Source organism: Parapedobacter flavus, assembly GCF_035818675.1.
GTDB classification, from domain to species: Bacteria; Bacteroidota; Bacteroidia; order Sphingobacteriales; family Sphingobacteriaceae; genus Parapedobacter; species Parapedobacter flavus.
Map to the genome: position 1 here is coordinate 56,646 of NZ_JAYKZZ010000010.1, position 16,685 is coordinate 73,330.

The following is a 16,685-nucleotide window of genomic DNA, read 5'->3' on the forward strand; positions in this document are numbered from 1 at the left end:
ATGTTACTCCTCATCCTCCTCGTTAGAGACGGCAATTAGCTCCAGTTTCACAAACTCGATATTCTGCTGCGTCTTTTTCATGATGATGAAGTTATATCCATGAAATTCGGTATGCTCCCCAACGTCGGGTATCTTATCGAACAAATCGCTCACCAAACCCGAAATGGTATCGTAGTCGCTGCTCTCCGGCAGTTCTTTGGGTAAAAACTCATTAACGTCGTGCACGTTAGCACTCGCATCGACCATGTATTCCGTATCGGATATTTTTTCGACAATGGGTGTTTCCTCATCGTATTCATCTTGGATTTCCCCAACCAATTCTTCCATGATATCTTCTAGCGTAACCATTCCCGCTGTCCCGCCGAATTCATCCAACACGATGGCTATCTGTATGCGCTTCTGTTGGAATTCGGCCATCAAATCGTTGATTTTCTTGGTTTCCGGAATAAAATAGGGTTTCCGGATAATGTTCCGAAGCACCAATTCTTTTCCGTTAGCCAAGATGGGCAAAATATCCTTGGTATGCACGATTCCGATGATCTGATCGATATTATCGTCGTAAATGGGGATACGGGAATATCCTTCGTTGGTAATGCGGTCAATGACATCCTTTCCCGAACAATTCATCTCTATAGCCGATATCTTAGTGCGCGGCACCATGATATTTTTCACAATGCGCTCGTTGAATTCAAACACATTCTTGATCAATTCGTGTTCAACCATATCCAGTGCGCCACTCTCCCGTCCCTGATCGAGAAGGTACTGTAGCTCTTCGGACGAGTGGTGCGCCTCCCCTACGTTTACCTTGAACCCCATCAACCTAAGCAGCATGTTGGCAAAGCCATTCAGCACCCAGATAATGGGTCGGAACAACAAATAGAAAAACCGCAAAGGCAGTGCGATGCCCAACGTTGTCCCAATGGGGCGCTGTAGCGCAATCGACTTGGGCGCCAACTCGCCAAAGACGATGTGTAGCACCGTGATGATACTAAAAGCCAGTACATGGCCAAGGTTCTTGGCTACGGCACCAGTAAGTTCAACATTGAACCACCCAAAAACCGCCGAAACGATGTCCGTCATCACGGCCTCACCGACCCAACCCAAGGCAAGTGACGATATGGTGATGCCCAGTTGGGTAGCCGCCAGGTAACCGTCGAGGTGGCTAGTGATGTGTTTGGCCACAAGAGCCACTTGACTACCGGTCTTAATCTTAATCTCAATCTGGGAAGCCCGGACTTTAACGATTGCAAACTCGGCGGCAACAAAAAAACCATTTGCAAAAACCAGAAAAAATGTCCAAAAAATTTCCCAGCCCATTAAGTCATCGTTAGGTTAGCATACTCTTTCTGGTACAAATCGATGCTCTCTTGGATAACCTTGTAAGCATACGAACGACCAAAAAGACGTTCTATTGTCACATTTTTCCGTTCCAAGGCTTTGTAATCTTGGAAAAAACGGACAATTTCCTTCATCGTGTGCGGCGGCAACTCGGATAGGTCATTAATGTAGTTTACCGACATGTCATTCTTGGCAACGGCAATGATCTTATCATCTTGTTCGCCATTGTCTATCATGTGCATCACACCGATGACCTTAGCCTCAATAATGCTCATGGGGTAAACATCTACCGAGCACAGCACCAAGATGTCTAATGGGTCTTTGTCATCACAGTAGGTTTGCGGAATAAAACCATAGTTGGCAGGATACATCACAGATGAAAACAGCACGCGGTCTAACTTTATCAGTCCGCTGTCTTTATCTATTTCGTATTTAGCTTTTGATCCTTTTGGGATTTCGATGATGGCGTTGACGGACGACGGAACGTCATCGCCGGGGGATACTTCATGCCACGGGTGCAATATGCTCATGCTGAATAGCGATTAGGGTTTATTGTTTTTTGTTTCAACGTTTTTGTTGTGCCGCAGCTTTCTCTTGATCAACGCAATCAAAATAGGTGTAAATGAAATAGTGATGAATCCTACAATTATATATTCAATATAGTGGGTAATCTGGGGAAACTGACGTCCTAAAAAAAAACCCGACAACGTTAATGTCAACACCCAAATCGCACACCCCGAAACATTGTACATTACAAACTTACGGAAATTTAGTTGTACAATACCTGCTAATATGGGAGCAAATGTACGTATTATCGGCACAAAACGACCAATGATCAATGCGGTACCGCCATACTTGTGGTAAAATTCTTCGGCCATCACCACATACCGTCGCTTAAAGATCCACGTGTCTTTCCGTTTAAAGAGCATCGGCCCCGTTCGCCAACCAAACCAGTAGCCCGTAAAATTACCCAAAACACCGGCTCCGAAAAGCCCGAGGCACAGGGTCACGATATTCACATTCAACATGCCGGAAGCACAGAAAAGCCCTGCTAAAAACAGCAGGTAATCACCTGGAAGGAAAAAGCCAAAAAAAAGACCGGTCTCAGCAAAAACGACAAATATAACAAGATAGAAGCCTCCAGACATTAATAATGCTTCCGCATCAAGCAATTGTGAAAAAGAATCCCAGAATTCTTGCATAGTTATCTGTTACAAATTTACACAAATTGCCCTTACCGCCAAAACACTTTGTGGTTACACAGAGGCTAACCCTGGGTTACTTCAAGAATGGCTTGTTTTATGGCTTCGGCACTCTCCGCAAATGCTTCTTGGCTTAGTTTAAGCTTAGGCCTGTTGAAATCAATATCACCGACGTGATCAATGGGAATCAGGTGGATATGTGCATGGGCAACCTCCAAACCAACCACCGCGACGCCAATGCGCTCGCAGGGGTAAACGCGCTTAATGCCTTGTGCAACAATTTTGGCGAAAATCCAAAGCCCCATGTACTCGTCGTCGCCGATATCAAACAGGTAATCTGTCTCCTGTTTGGGAATAACCAATACATGGCCCTTTGCTAAGGGATTGATATCTAAAAAAGCCAGATAATCATTGCTTTCGGCGACTTTAAAAGCGGCTATTTCGCCATCGATGATTTTTGAGAAAATGGTAGGCATATTGAATGAGTGAAAATGAACAAACTGTCGTTATTGCAAATATAAAAAAAGCGGCTGGTTTTGAAAACAGCCGCCCTAATATAATATGGTTTCAGCACGTGCGGTTATGGCAAACCCGCACATAACCGTAACGTCCCTACCTGGAAATATCCAAGATTTCCAGCTCTACTTGGCCCGCCGGCACCTCGATCTGCGCCTTGTCGCCAATGGACTTGCCGAGCAACCCCTGTGCTATGGGTGATTTGACAGAAATTTTACCGGCTTTCAAGTCCGCTTCCGTTTCAGATACGAGTTGGTACGTCATCACGCTTCCGTTCTTTACGTTTTTAAGCTTAACGATAGATAGCGCTAATACCTTTGATGTATCCAGCGTAGATTCGTCAATTACGCGTGCATTAGACAAGCTCTGCTCCAGCTTCGCTATTTTAGCTTCGTGCAATCCCTGGGCATCTTTTGCCGCGTCATACTCGGCATTTTCAGACAAATCTCCCTTATCGCGCGCTTCCGCAATGGCTTTGGCGATTTTCGCCCGGCCTTCCGTTTTGAGATACTGTAACTCTTCTTTGAGTTTTTCCAATCCCTCTTTGCTGTAATACGTTAATTCTGCCATAATTATGAATTAAAAATAAAGTCAAAAAAAGAAGCAAGACCATACCGTTCCTGAGGTATGGCCTTGCTCGAATATCACGAAGATAGGCAATACTTTTCAATAAACAAAAAAACAAAGAATATTTGGCCGGCCCTACGTAGGGTTATCCACAAACTTGTATCCCATACCCCTAACGGTCTGCAAATAGGAGGGCTTGTCGGCATTAAGCTCAATTTTTTTGCGTAGCCGTACAATGTGCATATCGAGTGTCCGGGTATTCACGTTGGAACTATATCCCCATACTACCTGCATCAATTCATCGCGGGTGATGACCCGGCCGGCATGCTGAAGAAAGTAGAGTAAAATGCGGTTTTCAAGAATGGTGAGCTCAATTTTTTTACCGTCGCGAATCAACGAGTGGATATTTGGATGATGTTCGGTTTTGCCAAAGGTATAGAGGTCCACCCCTTGGTTGTTAACGAAATATTTAACTTTATTTTCGATCATGGCCACGAGTACGTCCATGCTGAATGGTTTGGTGATGTAGTCTGATACACCAAAACTATAGGCATCGATCTTGTCTACGTCCTGCGATTTGGCCGTCATCATGATAATGAGGTTAGTGAACCCCGCATCCCGTAGGTTGGCACACACCTCGGCACCCTGTTTACCGGGCAGCATCCAATCAAGCAACACAATGTCCGGCTTCTGTTCCAGTATCAATTGTTCGGCTTCATCGCCATTTCCGGTTTGTATAATGGTGTAATTTTCTGATTCGAGGCGGTGAGCTACCAGAAAACGTAAGTTTTCATCGTCTTCGACGATAGCTATTTTGATGTTTTTATACATATCTTCTATACCATTTCATTTCAAACTTAAAACCTCCGGTAAGATAATCAATCTATCGGGAATACGATACGGAATGTCGTGCCATGGCCCAATTCACTCTCCACAGTAATATTTCCGCCCATGAAGTTAACCAATTCCTTGCAAAACGCAAGTCCTAAACCCACACTGCCTTTTTGGTTATATTGGTTTTGCACGCGGTAAAACTTCTTGAATATATGTGTCTGTTCTTTTTTGGCAATACCGATACCGCTATCGGAAAACCGCATGAACATCTGTTTCTTCACTTGCTTTACGTGGATATCCAATACTTTATTGTCTGGTTTCGAATATTTATAGGCATTATCTATCAAGTTCTGAAAGATGCTGCCCAGCAGCACGGGGTCTACATATAACTTACTTTTCGCATTCACTTCACAACGGACAGCCAAATCGCCGTATTTAATTCGTGTTGCTGCTAATACCCGATCACAAAATTCATGCAAATCAACCTCTTCCCGCTTCATCTTGATCGACTTGTTTTCAATTTGTGTAAAGGAAAGCAGGGTGTTCATCAGGTTATTCAGCTTATCTGCTTCCTCATCCAATATCTTCCCGTAATGCCGTCGTTCATGGTCTGAAAGCTGCTTCGCACTGAAAATATTGTTGCCAGCAATCTTAATCACGCTCACCGGTGTCTTAAACTCGTGGGTTAGATTATTGATGAAGTCGTATTGCAGTTTAAACATCCGCCTGTTCACATAAAGATTACGGTAAATCAAATAGGCCACGATAGCCAGTAGCAGATATATTCCTACCACGCCTGCCATCACCGGCAAAAAACGCCGGTTGATTTGCGAACGCAGAAACGGTCTGCTCGAACTGAAGTAAATCTTATAGTCGGCCAGCGCGCCTGGCAGTGGAGTTTCCGTAGTTAACAGGTTGGGATTGGTATCGATGGATTCATAAACCAGTGGCTGTATTTGAATCTGTTGATACAAATCGGGTACGGTGTTCGTGAGTGAAAGTTTATTCGGGTCGATAAAATAGGTCAAAATGTCCTGCTCGTATACCGCGCCAGGCACGTGTTGCCCGTACATCAATTCTTTGTAGGTTTTTAGGTCATCGCGTCGCGGAATGTTCATATATGATATTTTCCCCGGTGTTACCGAATAGAATACCTTGAAAATATCGTCGTCGTGGAGCGCCTTGGAAGTATCTACCCGTTCGATGAAGGCAGCAAACTTCACTGCCATATTGTTGAAATCGTCGGACAGCGATAGCGGCAACCGCCTGTTGTGATCTACGGTGGTCGATAAGCTATCCAGCTTGCTGTGCACACTATACTGATACACCCCTTTCGGATAGACGACGAGGTTGTTAGCCGAAAAACCATAATCGATTGCTTCATTATTACTTAATGATACATCATAAAATACCATCCGTTCAACAAAGGGATAGGTTTGCAATATGCTATCGGCATATATGGCCACACTGGCTGAATCCAGATAGCCTTGATAGAACGATATTTCGGGTATACGGTTTTGGAAGAACTCATTGAACGGCCCTATGTTGTATTCCAGTACTTCGACTTTTCGCGATGAAAACTCGTTTTCGACATACTTTACAGTGAGGTCCCGGGCGAGGAAAGTGGCCACGACAAACGACGCAACAACCACAACAATAAAGGCGCTGACCAGAAGATAGTTTGCGCGATACGTATTGCGTTGGTGCGTCATTTCAAGTACTTTTCAAAAAAAGCGCCCAGTTCACTGTAAAACTGTATCCGGTTTTCTTCATTACGGAAATAACGCCCTTCTTCCTCACGCAGCATATACGTGATGGGGATATTACGTTTCCTAAGCTTCTGCACGAATTGGTTGGTCTCGTTCACGGCACTCCGGCTGTCTCGTCCACCTTGAGCGATAAAGACCGGAATGTCGATATTTTCCGAATGGAACACCGGCGACATGGCTTTAATCAATCCTGGCTCCGTTTCCGGGTTGCCGATAATCTCGTAATACATCTGCAGGTAAGGAGTAAGATGCGGTGGAATTTCCTTGAGGTAGGTAAACAAGTTGGTAAAACCCGCATAGGAAGCGGCACATGCATACGTATCCGAATTGAAACAGGCACCGTGCATCGCAGCGTACCCGCCGAATCCGGCACCATAGATACCGACACGTTTCGGGTCGGCTATTCCTTCGTCGATTAGCCAGTGAACACCATCGGTGATGTCATCTTGTATCTTACCTCCCCATTCTTTAAATCCTGCCGACCAAAATGCCTTGCCATATCCTCTTGAGCCCCGGTAATTGATCTGGAAAACGGCAAACCCCCGATTTGCAAAAAACTGAACAACCGGGTTGAAGCCCCATTTACTGCGGGCACTGGGGCCGCCATGTGGGTAAACGATTACCGGCGCTTTTGATCCCTTTGTATTTGGTGGCAACGTTAGATAGCCGTTAATTTGACGACCATCGCGCGACTGATAGGTAACCGGTTTCATCCCGGCAAGCAGGCAGTCGCGTAACGCCGGACTGTTATCGGTCAGTTTCGCCAGCGCGTTGCCCGCCATGTCATAATAATATATGGCGCCCGGGTCCTTGTCGGTAAACGTCTGTACGATAAACCGATTACGGGCCGTATCCCGATCCAATATATCGATTTCATAACCCGCCAATTTTTTGCAGATGGCTCCATATACCCGTTCGGTTTTCGCATCGAGAAAATGCCGTTGTTGTTTCCAAGTGGCATAGGTAGCGTAGGCCATCTTCCCACGGTCGTTGGAATAGCCGCCATGGTCAATATCGACGTCGGGATGGCTGTAGATAACCGCCACCTCGTTACCCGTTTTCATATCGATTTCAACCAGCGCCAGCTTGTCCCGGTTCAAATTAGATAATGCAAATACATGGCTTCGTTTTCCTGTCGAAAATCCAAGTGGCATAATCGAATTTTTAAAGCTATTGCTTATCACCGGCCGGAAAGGTTCATCTTCGCTGTCGCGGTACAACATGGTTTCTTTTACACTGTCGCTGGCCAATGCCAACCGCAATTCGCCATTCAGATCCGCATACCACCGAATGATATTACCAGGGTTCTTGGCAACGAGTTCTTTCTTGCAGGCATCGGTGCGGAGCCGATACACATCGAAAACGGACGAATCCCGCTCATTGAGTGATATCAGGAAACTGTTATTGATTACCTTGGTGGGCGATATCCATCGCAACTTCACCGTGGATGGGCGCATCAGATGGCGCACCGCCAGCGTTGTTCGGTGTACGGCAAAAATCTGAAGGCTATCGTGCCTTTTATCTTTGGTAAAGACCAATTCATTGTCGTTCGCCCAAAAATAGGAATGGATGCCCCACTCGGTTTCTGTGGTGATACGCTGTGGATTTCCTTCTTCACCGGCGCATATCACATAAATGTTCTTCTCACCGCCATATAGCCCCAAATAGGCTATGTACTCACCATTGGGCGATATTTGGAAGTTGGTCTTCGCTGGTTCGGAAAAAAAATCCGCTACAGGTATCAACTGACTTTTCTGGCCTTGGCAACCTTTCAAGAAGCACGAAACCGCTATAGCGGCAGTTAAAAACAAAGCAGTGCGCAGCATAAATAACAATATTCCCTTCACTGATCAATCAAAGGTGGAAAATTTTACGGTAAAAGGGTGCTATGCAACCTTAATTTTACACGCTTAAATATCCGAATTTAACTTTGTTTATCCAACTGGTGCAGTCGATTAATTTTAGACATATTATGTATCTTCGCGCCATGTATTTATACAATGTCACGATCATTGTGGAAAATGACATCCGCGAGGCAGTAAAAACCCATCTCCATGTGGCGCGATTTGACGAACAGCTGCCCGATGCCGTGTTCTCACTTTTGGAGCTGCTAGATTCGCCCCACGATGGGGCCACGTATTGCGTACAGCTCCGCTGCAAAGACCGGGCGACCATCGCCGACTTCCAGGCAGGTGGCTTGACCGTCCTTAAAACGGGACTCCATGCACAGTACCCGGGCAAAATCGTGTTTTTTGACAGCACCATGAAATACCTCAACGATTAATTGAATGATATTCAAATCCACACCCATACCCGACCTTGTCGTTATCGAGCCGCAAATCTGGCCGGATGAGCGGGGCTTTTTTGTTGAAACCTACAACGAAAAAGCTTTTCATGCGAACGGCATCCGCGAAACCTTCGTTCAGGATAATCTTTCGTATTCGCATCGCGGCGTATTGCGCGGCATGCATGCCCAAGCAGGGCCCCAGACTCAGGGCAAGCTGGTGCGGGTACTGCGTGGTAGCGTTCTGGATGTCGTTGTCGACATCCGTAAACAATCCGAAACCTACGGAAAGTCCTTTTCGATCACCCTGGATGCCGGCCAAGCCAACGCCCTATGGATCCCGCCCGGTTTCTTACACGGGTTCCTTGCCCTCGAAGACCATAGCGTATTTGCTTATAAGGTAACCGGGTTTTACGACAAAAGCGGCGAAGTAGGTGTGCGCTGGGATGATCCCGATCTGCATATCGATTGGCCGCTGGCTGCAGATCAACTGATTGTTTCGGAAAAGGACAGGCGGTTACCGCTGTTAAAAGAAATCACGAGTCCGTTTTAAATCAGTTCGTCTTCGTATTTCGGATCGTATTTCACTTTCGGCGTAAGGCAATGGAGCAGGATGAGGCGTGAATAACGATAGTTAAACGGTGCGGAAACCACAGTCGTTACCAACAATGCGATGAGGTAAACCCAGGGCGATTCGCTTCGGGTTAGTGCGTAGGTCAATAGTCCAACGGCAATGAGTTGTGCCATGGATATTCCGTAACTCACATACATGGCTGCATAAAAATATCCGGGTTCAATCTCGAAACGGAATCCGCAATGCGGGCATATATCGTTCATACGCTGTCGCCTCATCTGATAAGAGCTACCCACAAACATCTGCCCCACCCTGCACTTGGGGCATTTTGATTCTATAATTGCCCTGATTTTCGAGGTATGTTGTGCCATCGGTTGTGTTAATTCAACACAATGGGCTCGTCATCCATGGTCACTGTCTTTTTGCCACGGTATTTCTTATACCAAAGTACCCCGACGCCTGCCGCAGCTAAGTACGGTATAGCCAGCAAAAATAAGATCCCCTTATTGAGGCCCTTGCCTTGATTATTGCCGTTTTGGGTAGCGTTTTCAGCGGTGAGCGTACACATGGCACACTGCGCATCGGCGCAATCGGGAAGGACAGCTATCAGCGTGGCCGCCAGCGCCATCGTTCCTAAGAAACGCTTTATGATATTCATGGTACAAACTTACCTAAAGTTGAGTTGATATGCAAACCGGCAACCTTCTTCGGATGCATCAATTATCGTCAAAAACCTCAAAACGATCCCAGAAGCCATCCTTGGGTAACTTGGCTTCCAATTCGAGGGGCTCATCCTTAACAGGGTGCACAAAAGACAGCCGTTTGGCATGCAAACATATCGTACGCCGTAAGCTACCCCTTGGGTAACCGTACTTATGATCGCCCACAATGGGGCACCCCATGGAGGCCAGTTGCGCACGTATCTGGTGTGTCCGACCGGTCAACGGATATACCTCGATCAGGTAATATCCGCCCAACTCGCCCAGTAGCAGATAATCGAGTTCGGCGTACACCCGGCTCTGGGCCGATTCGGTGTGTACCTTGGTGATATTCTGCGTGCGGTCGCGCGATAGCCAATGCACCAGCTTGCCGCTCGGCTCTTCGGGCGGCCTGCGCACCACCGCCCAATAGGTTTTGCGGATGGCCCGGTCTTTGAATAACCGCTGCATGCGCTCTAGGCCCTTGCTTGTTTTGGCAAAGAGAATCAATCCGCTTACGGGTCTGTCTAGCCGGTGTACCACGCCCACAAAGGCGCCGTTAGGCTTGTCATACTTCTTGGTGAGGTATTTATTGACCATGTCTTCCAGCGGCTCGTCCCCGCCCGGATCGGCTTGCACCAAGTATCCGGCCCGCTTGTTAACGGCGAGCAAATGGTTGTCCTCGTAGATGATGTCTTTATCGGTAATAGGCATATCCCAGTATCTTCACGTACCCTGCAAAGGTAATTATTTAAGGAGTTACCATCAAGTCCACAAACTCGTGTACCGGCATTGCCGATAGCACGTTGAGATCCAGCGATGAGCCCGCTATCAGCCGTTGCTGCTTAGCTGGAAAAATACGGGCGAGGTTGGTTTTGAACTTTTCAATCAACACGGGCATCCCTTCTTCTCGCCGACGCTTATGGCCAATGGGGTATTCCACCACCACTTCGTCCAAGATGGTGCCGTCAACCAACGTTACGGTGAGCGCGTTGGCGATCGACCGTTTATCGGGGTTATGGTAATCACGCGTAAAGCCGACGTCCTCCTCAGCCTCCATCTTGTTGCGCAGGACATCGATCCGGGGGTCGCCCGCGATGTTATCCTCGTAGTCTGCGGCTGTCAGCCGTCCGAAAATCAGCGGTACGGCAATCATGTACTGGATGCAATGGTCTCGGTCGGCCGGATTGTTTAGCGGACCTTTCTTGTCGATGATGCGAATCGCCGCGTCGTGTGTACGGATACGGATATGTTGGATGTCAGCGGCTGTCTTCCCGTGTTCATGCAATTTATGGTACAGGGCCATGGCCGCTTCCACCGCCGTCTGCGCATGGAATTCGGCCGGAAATGATATTTTAAAGAGTACATTCTCCATCACATATGAGCCGTATGGCCGTTGGAACTTGAATGCATTGCCGGTAAACAGCACATCATAAAAACCCCATGTCTTTGCGGTAAGGACCGAAGGGTATCCCATTTCGCCCGTTTTGGCAATCAGTGCTAGCCGCACTGCCCGCGAGGTCGCATCTCCCGCTGCCCACGATTTGCGACTTCCGGTATTGGGGGCATGCCGATAGGTGCGCAGCGAGTGGCCGTCGACAAAAGCCAGCGACACGGCATTAACCAGCTCGTCACGATCCAGTCCCATCAGCTTACCCACCACGGCCGTTGACGCCAGCTTTACGAGGATCACATGATCGAGCCCCACCTTATTGAATGAATTTTCGAGCGCCATCACACCCTGTATCTCGTGGGCACGGATCATCGCGTCCAGCACATCGTGCATGGTAAGCGGAGATTTACCGTTGGCAACTGCCGTACGCGAAAGCCAGTCGGCCGTAGCCAATATGCCCCCCAGGTTATCGGATGGGTGGCCCCATTCCGCGGCCAACCACGTATCGTTAAAATCCAGCCACCGGATCATCGCTCCGATGTTGAATGCGGCATGCACGGGATCTAGCTGGTAGCCCGTACCCGGCACCTTTGCACCATGCGGCACCACGGTACCCGGCACTACCGGCCCCAATAATTTGGTGCACGCCGGATAAGTCAAGGCCTCAAATCCACAACCCAAGGTGTCTAAGAGGCAATAATGGGCAGTTTGGAAAGCCAGTTCGTTGGTGATTTCGTAATCGAGTACATACGCCACGATGTCTGCGATTACTTTATCGGTTTCGGGCCGTTCGTTCGAAGGGTGTAATGACATGAGTTGATCTGGTTCTTTTATGTTCTTATCGGATATGGTTTGATTAAGACTATTTCCTATGGTTTAGCGGAACAAAATGTATGGGATCCGGTCCCGTATAATTCGCGCTAGGCCGGATGATCTTGCCATCCTCCCTTTGCTCCACCACATGGGCGCTCCATCCGGTTACGCGGGCGATGACAAACAACGGTGTAAAGAAAGAGGTTGGAATATCCATCTGATGATAGGAGACTGCCGAAAACCAATCCAGATTTGGGAACATCTTCTTTTCCTCCCAGAGTAGTGTTTCCAAACGCTCTGCAATCGAGAATAAGCCTATATCATCCGCTTCGTCCGAAAGCTTCTTGGCCACCTTTTTAATGACCGCATTCCGCGGATCGGAAATCGTATACACCGGATGGCCAAAGCCGATAATCACCTCTTTGCGAGCCAGGCGCTCCTTGACATCGTTGACAGCTTCATCAGCATGGGAATACCGGCTCTGGATCTCGTAAGCTACTTCGTTAGCGCCGCCGTGTTTCGGTCCACGGAGTGCCCCGATGCTTCCCGTAATGCACGAGTAGATATCGGAGCCCGTACCTGCAATTACGCGACCGGTAAACGTAGACGCATTGAACTCATGTTCCGCATACAGGTTGAGTGATATGGCCATCGCCTTCGCCCATGATGCAGAAGGGGCCCGGCCATGTAACAGGTGCAAAAAATGAGCACCGATCGATTCATCATCTGTTTCCACGTCGATACGTCGGCCGTGATGGGCGTAGTGATACCAATATAACAGCGCGGACGCATAGGATGCCAATAGCTTATCGGCGATGTTGCGAGCGCCTACCGGGTTATGAGCGTCGCGCTCGGGGTAAATAGAGCCCAGCACCGACGTATAGGTACGCATCACATCCATGGGATGCGCTGCAGCCGGTATCTGTTCCAACGTTTTTTTTACGGTTTGAGGCAGCCCGCGCAGCAATTTCAGTTTTCGCTGGTAAGCCGTCAACTGCGTGGCGGTTGGCAGTCGCCCATGGATAAGCAGGTGTGCCACCTCTTCAAAAGAAGCCCCCTCGGCCAAATCGAGGATATCGTAGCCGCGGTAATGAAGGTCATTGCCGCTCCGGCCCACCGTACATAGGGCAGTGTTTCCTGCTACTACGCCCGACAAGGCCACCGATTTCTTAGGCTTAAAACCCGTTTGCTGGTTGCTATCACTCATCACGTATCTATTTATGCATTATCATTCGTTCACTTCTTCACAATAAGACTAACGACTATTTCCCATACAACTCATCCAGCTTCCGTTCGTAATCGTAATACCCGATGCTTTCATACAATTCTACTCGTGTCTGCATGGTGTCGAGCACTGCTTTTTGGGTACCTTCCCTACGAATGTGGCTATAGACGTTCGCTGCCGCCTTGTTGGCCGAGCGGAATGCAGACAGCGGGTATAACACCAGCCCTACGCCCGCCGCTTCCAGTTCTGCTACACTCCATAGGGGTGTCATGCCAAATTCGGTGATATTGGCTAATACCGGCAGTCCCGTTGCATCGGTAAAAGCACGGTATTGAGACAGTTCGCTCACCGCCTCGGCAAAAATAAAATCGGCACCTGCCTCCGTATACGCCACTGCCCTTTCCAATGTCGCCTCCAATCCCTCGTTCGCCAGCGCATCGGTACGGGCACCAATGGCAAACCGATCATCGGTACGTGCATCCACAGCCGCCTTCAACCGGTCTACCATCTCCGCTTTGCTCACCAGCTCTTTGTTCGGGCGATGGCCACAGCGCTTCGCCCCTACCTGGTCTTCCATGTGTATGGCTGCGGCGCCGGCTTTTATTAGACTTTTCACCGTCCGCGCCACGTTGAATGCCGACGGGCCGAATCCGGTATCCACATCCACCAACAGGGGTGTATCGCAAACGTTGGTGATGCGCTCCACATCCACCAGGATATCGGGCAGTTGGGTAATACCCAAGTCGGGCACGCCCAAAGAACCCGCAGCCACACCGCCCCCCGAAAGGTATATGGCTTTAAAACCTGCCTGCGCAGCGAGCAAAGCGTGGTTGGCATTAATGGCACCAACAATCTGCAGTGGTCGCTCGGCCTGCATAGCTAAATGCCAACGCCTACCGGCGGAAGAGGTGTTTTCATTCATCGTAGCTTATTTTGCAATGGCCGTAAATATACAGCATACGATCGACGTGGACAAGCTACGTCAATAAAATACTATGCTTGCATAATAAAAAAAGTTTGCTGATTTTTGTAGAAAACCAGTTGTTATGAATATATTAGTTTGCATCAGTAATGTTCCGGACACCACGTCGAAGATCACGTTTACGGCTGAGGGTACGGCGCTCAACACGGCAGGCATCCAATACATCATCAATCCATACGATGAGATTGCGCTTGCTAAGGCTATCGATCTGACCGACGGCGGGGACGGTAAGGTCACTGTCATCAACGTTGGCGAGGCTACTACGGAAGCCACCATCCGAAAGGCATTAGCCATCGGTGCCCACGAAGCTGTGCGTGTGGACGCTGCACCTCGCGATGCGTGGTTCGTAGCACAACAGATTGCCGCCTACGCCAAAAACCACCCGTTTGACCTCATCCTTACCGGGCGCGAGTCGATTGATTACAATGGTAGCCAAGTAGCTGCCTATGTCGGCGAGCTATTGGGCATCCCTTCCGTGTCGACCGCCAAACGTGTGGATATCGATGGTAACAAGGTCATTGTAGACCGCGAAATCGAAGGTGGTAAAGAGGTACTTTCCATCCCATTGCCGCTGGTCATAGGTACCGCCGAAGGTGTTGCAGAGCCCCGCATCCCAAATATGCGTGGCATCATGAGTGCCCGCACCAAACCATTGGAGGTCGTCCCCCCGATATCGGTACCCCAGCTCTCCCGCATCGTCAGTTACGAATCGCCCGAGCCGCGGAGCAGCGTTACGCTGGTCGATGCCAACGATGTGGGAAAATTGGTTGACCTGTTGCACAGCCAAGCCCGGGTGATTTAGTAGTGAAACCATATGTCAAATAGCAAAATAAACGTACCATGTCAGTTCTAGTATATACCGAACATACGGAAGGAAAGTTTAAAAAATCAGCGTACGAAGTGGTTTCTTATGCCAAGGCTATCGCCGACCTGATGGGCGCCTCGGTTACGGCCGTGTCTATCGGTGACGTGGAACCGGCCGATCTGGCAGCGCTGGGCAATTACGGCGCGGCCAAGGTGCTCCACGTGTCGTCTGATAGGCTCACGCAATTCATTAACCAGGCCTATGCGTCTGTCATCGCTGCGGCTGCGCAACATACAGGAGCTACCGTCGTAATCATCTCCAATACGTTCAGTGGCAAGGGACTGGCGCCACGGGTGGCCGCCAAGCTGGAGGCCGCCTTGGCCGATGGCGCAGTAGAATTGCCAGAGATTGACGGCGACAAGCTAAGGGTAAAGAAAACGGCGTTTTCGGGCAAAGCTTTTGCCTTAACTGAACTTAATGCGGCCAAAAAGGTGGTCGCCCTGAACCCCAATGCGTTTGAAGCGCGTGAAACGGGCGGCACGGCATCGATAGAAACCTTCAGCCCTGATGTCTCCGCGAGCGACCTGCAAGCCGTGATTCGGGATATCGTCCGCGTAACGGACAAAATATCCCTCCCCGATGCGGAAATCGTGGTATCCGCCGGCCGTGGACTTAAAGGGCCAGAAAACTGGGCGATGATCGAAGAGTTGGCCGATATCCTCGGAGCGGCTACGGCCTGCTCCAAGCCGGTTTCTGATGCCGGTTGGCGTCCACATGCGGAACATGTCGGCCAAACCGGTATCGCCGTGAGCCCCAACCTATACATCGCCATCGGCATCTCGGGGGCCATCCAGCATCTGGCGGGTGTGAGCGCTTCAAAAACCATCGTGGTCATCAATAAGGACCCCGAGGCGCCCTTTTTCAAAGTAGCTGATTATGGTATCGTGGGCGATGCTTTCGAAGTCGTACCCAAACTGACTGCGGCTATAAAAGCGTATAAAGGCAACTGATCGGTTGGTTTTTCGATAACAATTCGCATCTTTGTAATCCTGCATCCAATCAGGTATGAAGAAAATTAAACTAGATATCGTCGGTCTGTCTTACAGCCAAACCCAATCGGGTGCCTATGCACTTGTGCTTGGCGAGGTGACCGGGCGCCGCCGACTTCCCATCATCATCGGCGGGTTCGAAGCGCAGGCAATTGCCATCGAAATCGAGAAGATGAAGCCGAGCCGACCGCTTACACACGACCTGTTCAAGGCCTTTGCCGAAACGTACCACATCCGCATCGACGAGGTGATTATTTATAACTTGGTAGATGGTATCTTCTATGCAAAAATACTCTTCAATGATGGTAGTAAACAAACTGAAATCGATGCCCGCACATCAGACGCGATTGCATTAGCTGTCCGCTTCAAAGCACCCGTATACAGCTACGAGTTCATCTTAGCCTCAGCGGGTATTGTCATCGAAGGTAATGATTTTGTTTTTCTGGAAAACATCGAACCATCCGGTACAGATACCCCCGAAACCATGGTAACCAACGACGTCAAATCGTCTTTCACGTCGATGAGCGATGACCAGCTTCAGGACACGCTGGCGAAGGCGCTGTCCGATGAGCTTTATGAGAAAGCTGCCCGCATCCGCGACGAAATCACGCGTCGAAAATCCTCCTGAATGAACCC

The 16,685-nt window shown here is 49.0% G+C and carries 19 protein-coding genes; 5 read left to right on the top strand and 14 right to left on the bottom strand.

Annotation, left to right across the window (positions count from 1 at the left end; all coding sequences use genetic code 11):
* Positions 1-3: 3 nt before the first annotated feature.
* The 8 genes from U9S71_RS09130 to U9S71_RS09165 all read right to left on the bottom strand — a co-directional run bounded on the left by U9S71_RS09130 (position 4) and on the right by U9S71_RS09165 (position 7,971).
* Positions 4-1,317 (bottom strand): hemolysin family protein, encoded by a 1,314-nt coding sequence (locus tag U9S71_RS09130; protein ID WP_326326924.1) that lies wholly within the window; start codon positions 1,315-1,317, stop codon positions 4-6.
* Positions 1,317-1,868, bottom strand: coding sequence for an inorganic diphosphatase (locus tag U9S71_RS09135; RefSeq protein ID WP_326326926.1), 552 nt, complete (start codon positions 1,866-1,868; stop codon positions 1,317-1,319). Before U9S71_RS09135 ends, U9S71_RS09130 begins: the two co-directional genes overlap by 1 nt.
* Positions 1,869-1,880: 12 nt before the next feature.
* On the bottom strand, positions 1,881-2,540 hold the full coding sequence (locus U9S71_RS09140; protein WP_326326928.1) for a DedA family protein: 660 nt from the start codon (positions 2,538-2,540) through the stop codon (positions 1,881-1,883).
* Between the two features lie 65 nt (positions 2,541-2,605).
* Positions 2,606-3,016, bottom strand: a complete 411-nt coding sequence (locus U9S71_RS09145) for an HIT family protein (RefSeq protein ID WP_326326930.1) — start codon at positions 3,014-3,016, stop codon at positions 2,606-2,608.
* 136 nt (positions 3,017-3,152) lie between these two features.
* Positions 3,153-3,626, bottom strand: a complete 474-nt coding sequence (greA, locus tag U9S71_RS09150; RefSeq protein WP_326326931.1) for a transcription elongation factor GreA — start codon at positions 3,624-3,626, stop codon at positions 3,153-3,155.
* Positions 3,627-3,758: 132 nt separating this feature from the next.
* Positions 3,759-4,454 carry a response regulator transcription factor gene (locus U9S71_RS09155; protein ID WP_326326932.1) on the bottom strand — a complete coding sequence of 232 codons (696 nt, stop codon included), beginning with the start codon at positions 4,452-4,454 and terminating at the stop codon, positions 3,759-3,761.
* Between the two features lie 47 nt (positions 4,455-4,501).
* Positions 4,502-6,169, bottom strand: coding sequence for a sensor histidine kinase (locus U9S71_RS09160; RefSeq protein ID WP_326326933.1), 1,668 nt, complete (start codon positions 6,167-6,169; stop codon positions 4,502-4,504).
* Positions 6,166-7,971 (bottom strand): S9 family peptidase, encoded by a 1,806-nt coding sequence (locus U9S71_RS09165; RefSeq protein ID WP_326326935.1) that lies wholly within the window; start codon positions 7,969-7,971, stop codon positions 6,166-6,168. Before U9S71_RS09165 ends, U9S71_RS09160 begins: the two co-directional genes overlap by 4 nt.
* A 242-nt stretch (positions 7,972-8,213) precedes the next feature.
* On the opposite strand from U9S71_RS09165, the gene U9S71_RS09170 reads away from it, so the two are divergent.
* Together U9S71_RS09170 and rfbC are read left to right on the top strand one after the other, a co-directional pair.
* Complete coding sequence (locus tag U9S71_RS09170) at positions 8,214-8,510, top strand: DUF4286 family protein (RefSeq protein ID WP_326326937.1); 297 nt, start codon at positions 8,214-8,216, stop codon at positions 8,508-8,510.
* A 4-nt stretch (positions 8,511-8,514) separates the two neighbouring features.
* Positions 8,515-9,063: a dTDP-4-dehydrorhamnose 3,5-epimerase gene (gene rfbC, locus U9S71_RS09175; RefSeq protein ID WP_326326938.1), complete on the top strand. Its 549-nt coding sequence runs from the start codon at positions 8,515-8,517 to the stop codon at positions 9,061-9,063.
* Here rfbC and U9S71_RS09180 read toward each other — a convergent pair.
* From U9S71_RS09180 to prpB, 6 genes are all read right to left on the bottom strand, one after another.
* Entirely contained in the window at positions 9,060-9,362 is a 303-nt protein-coding gene (locus tag U9S71_RS09180) for a DUF983 domain-containing protein (protein ID WP_326326940.1), read from the bottom strand. The genes rfbC and U9S71_RS09180 overlap by 4 nt on opposite strands.
* A gap of 101 nt (positions 9,363-9,463) precedes the next feature.
* Entirely contained in the window at positions 9,464-9,742 is a 279-nt protein-coding gene (locus U9S71_RS09185; protein WP_436410314.1) for a hypothetical protein, read from the bottom strand.
* Between the two features lie 58 nt (positions 9,743-9,800).
* Complete coding sequence (locus tag U9S71_RS09190; protein ID WP_326326941.1) at positions 9,801-10,496, bottom strand: RluA family pseudouridine synthase; 696 nt, start codon at positions 10,494-10,496, stop codon at positions 9,801-9,803.
* Between the two features lie 37 nt (positions 10,497-10,533).
* Positions 10,534-11,988 carry a bifunctional 2-methylcitrate dehydratase/aconitate hydratase gene (locus U9S71_RS09195; RefSeq protein WP_326326943.1) on the bottom strand — a complete coding sequence of 485 codons (1,455 nt, stop codon included), beginning with the start codon at positions 11,986-11,988 and terminating at the stop codon, positions 10,534-10,536.
* A gap of 49 nt (positions 11,989-12,037) precedes the next feature.
* A complete protein-coding gene (gene prpC, locus U9S71_RS09200; RefSeq protein ID WP_326326945.1) occupies positions 12,038-13,195 on the bottom strand; it encodes a bifunctional 2-methylcitrate synthase/citrate synthase in 1,158 nt (385 codons plus the stop codon).
* Between the two features lie 55 nt (positions 13,196-13,250).
* Complete coding sequence (gene prpB, locus U9S71_RS09205) at positions 13,251-14,135, bottom strand: methylisocitrate lyase (RefSeq protein ID WP_326326946.1); 885 nt, start codon at positions 14,133-14,135, stop codon at positions 13,251-13,253.
* A 124-nt stretch (positions 14,136-14,259) separates the two neighbouring features.
* On the opposite strand from prpB, the gene U9S71_RS09210 reads away from it, so the two are divergent.
* The 3 genes from U9S71_RS09210 to U9S71_RS09220 are packed head-to-tail and all read left to right on the top strand — an operon-like array spanning position 14,260 to position 16,677.
* Entirely contained in the window at positions 14,260-14,997 is a 738-nt protein-coding gene (locus tag U9S71_RS09210; protein ID WP_326326948.1) for an electron transfer flavoprotein subunit beta/FixA family protein, read from the top strand.
* 38 nt (positions 14,998-15,035) lie between these two features.
* A complete protein-coding gene (locus tag U9S71_RS09215) occupies positions 15,036-16,010 on the top strand; it encodes an electron transfer flavoprotein subunit alpha/FixB family protein (RefSeq protein WP_326326950.1) in 975 nt (324 codons plus the stop codon).
* A 55-nt stretch (positions 16,011-16,065) separates the two neighbouring features.
* Entirely contained in the window at positions 16,066-16,677 is a 612-nt protein-coding gene (locus U9S71_RS09220) for a bifunctional nuclease family protein (RefSeq protein WP_326326951.1), read from the top strand.
* The last annotated feature ends 8 nt before the right edge of the window (positions 16,678-16,685 follow it).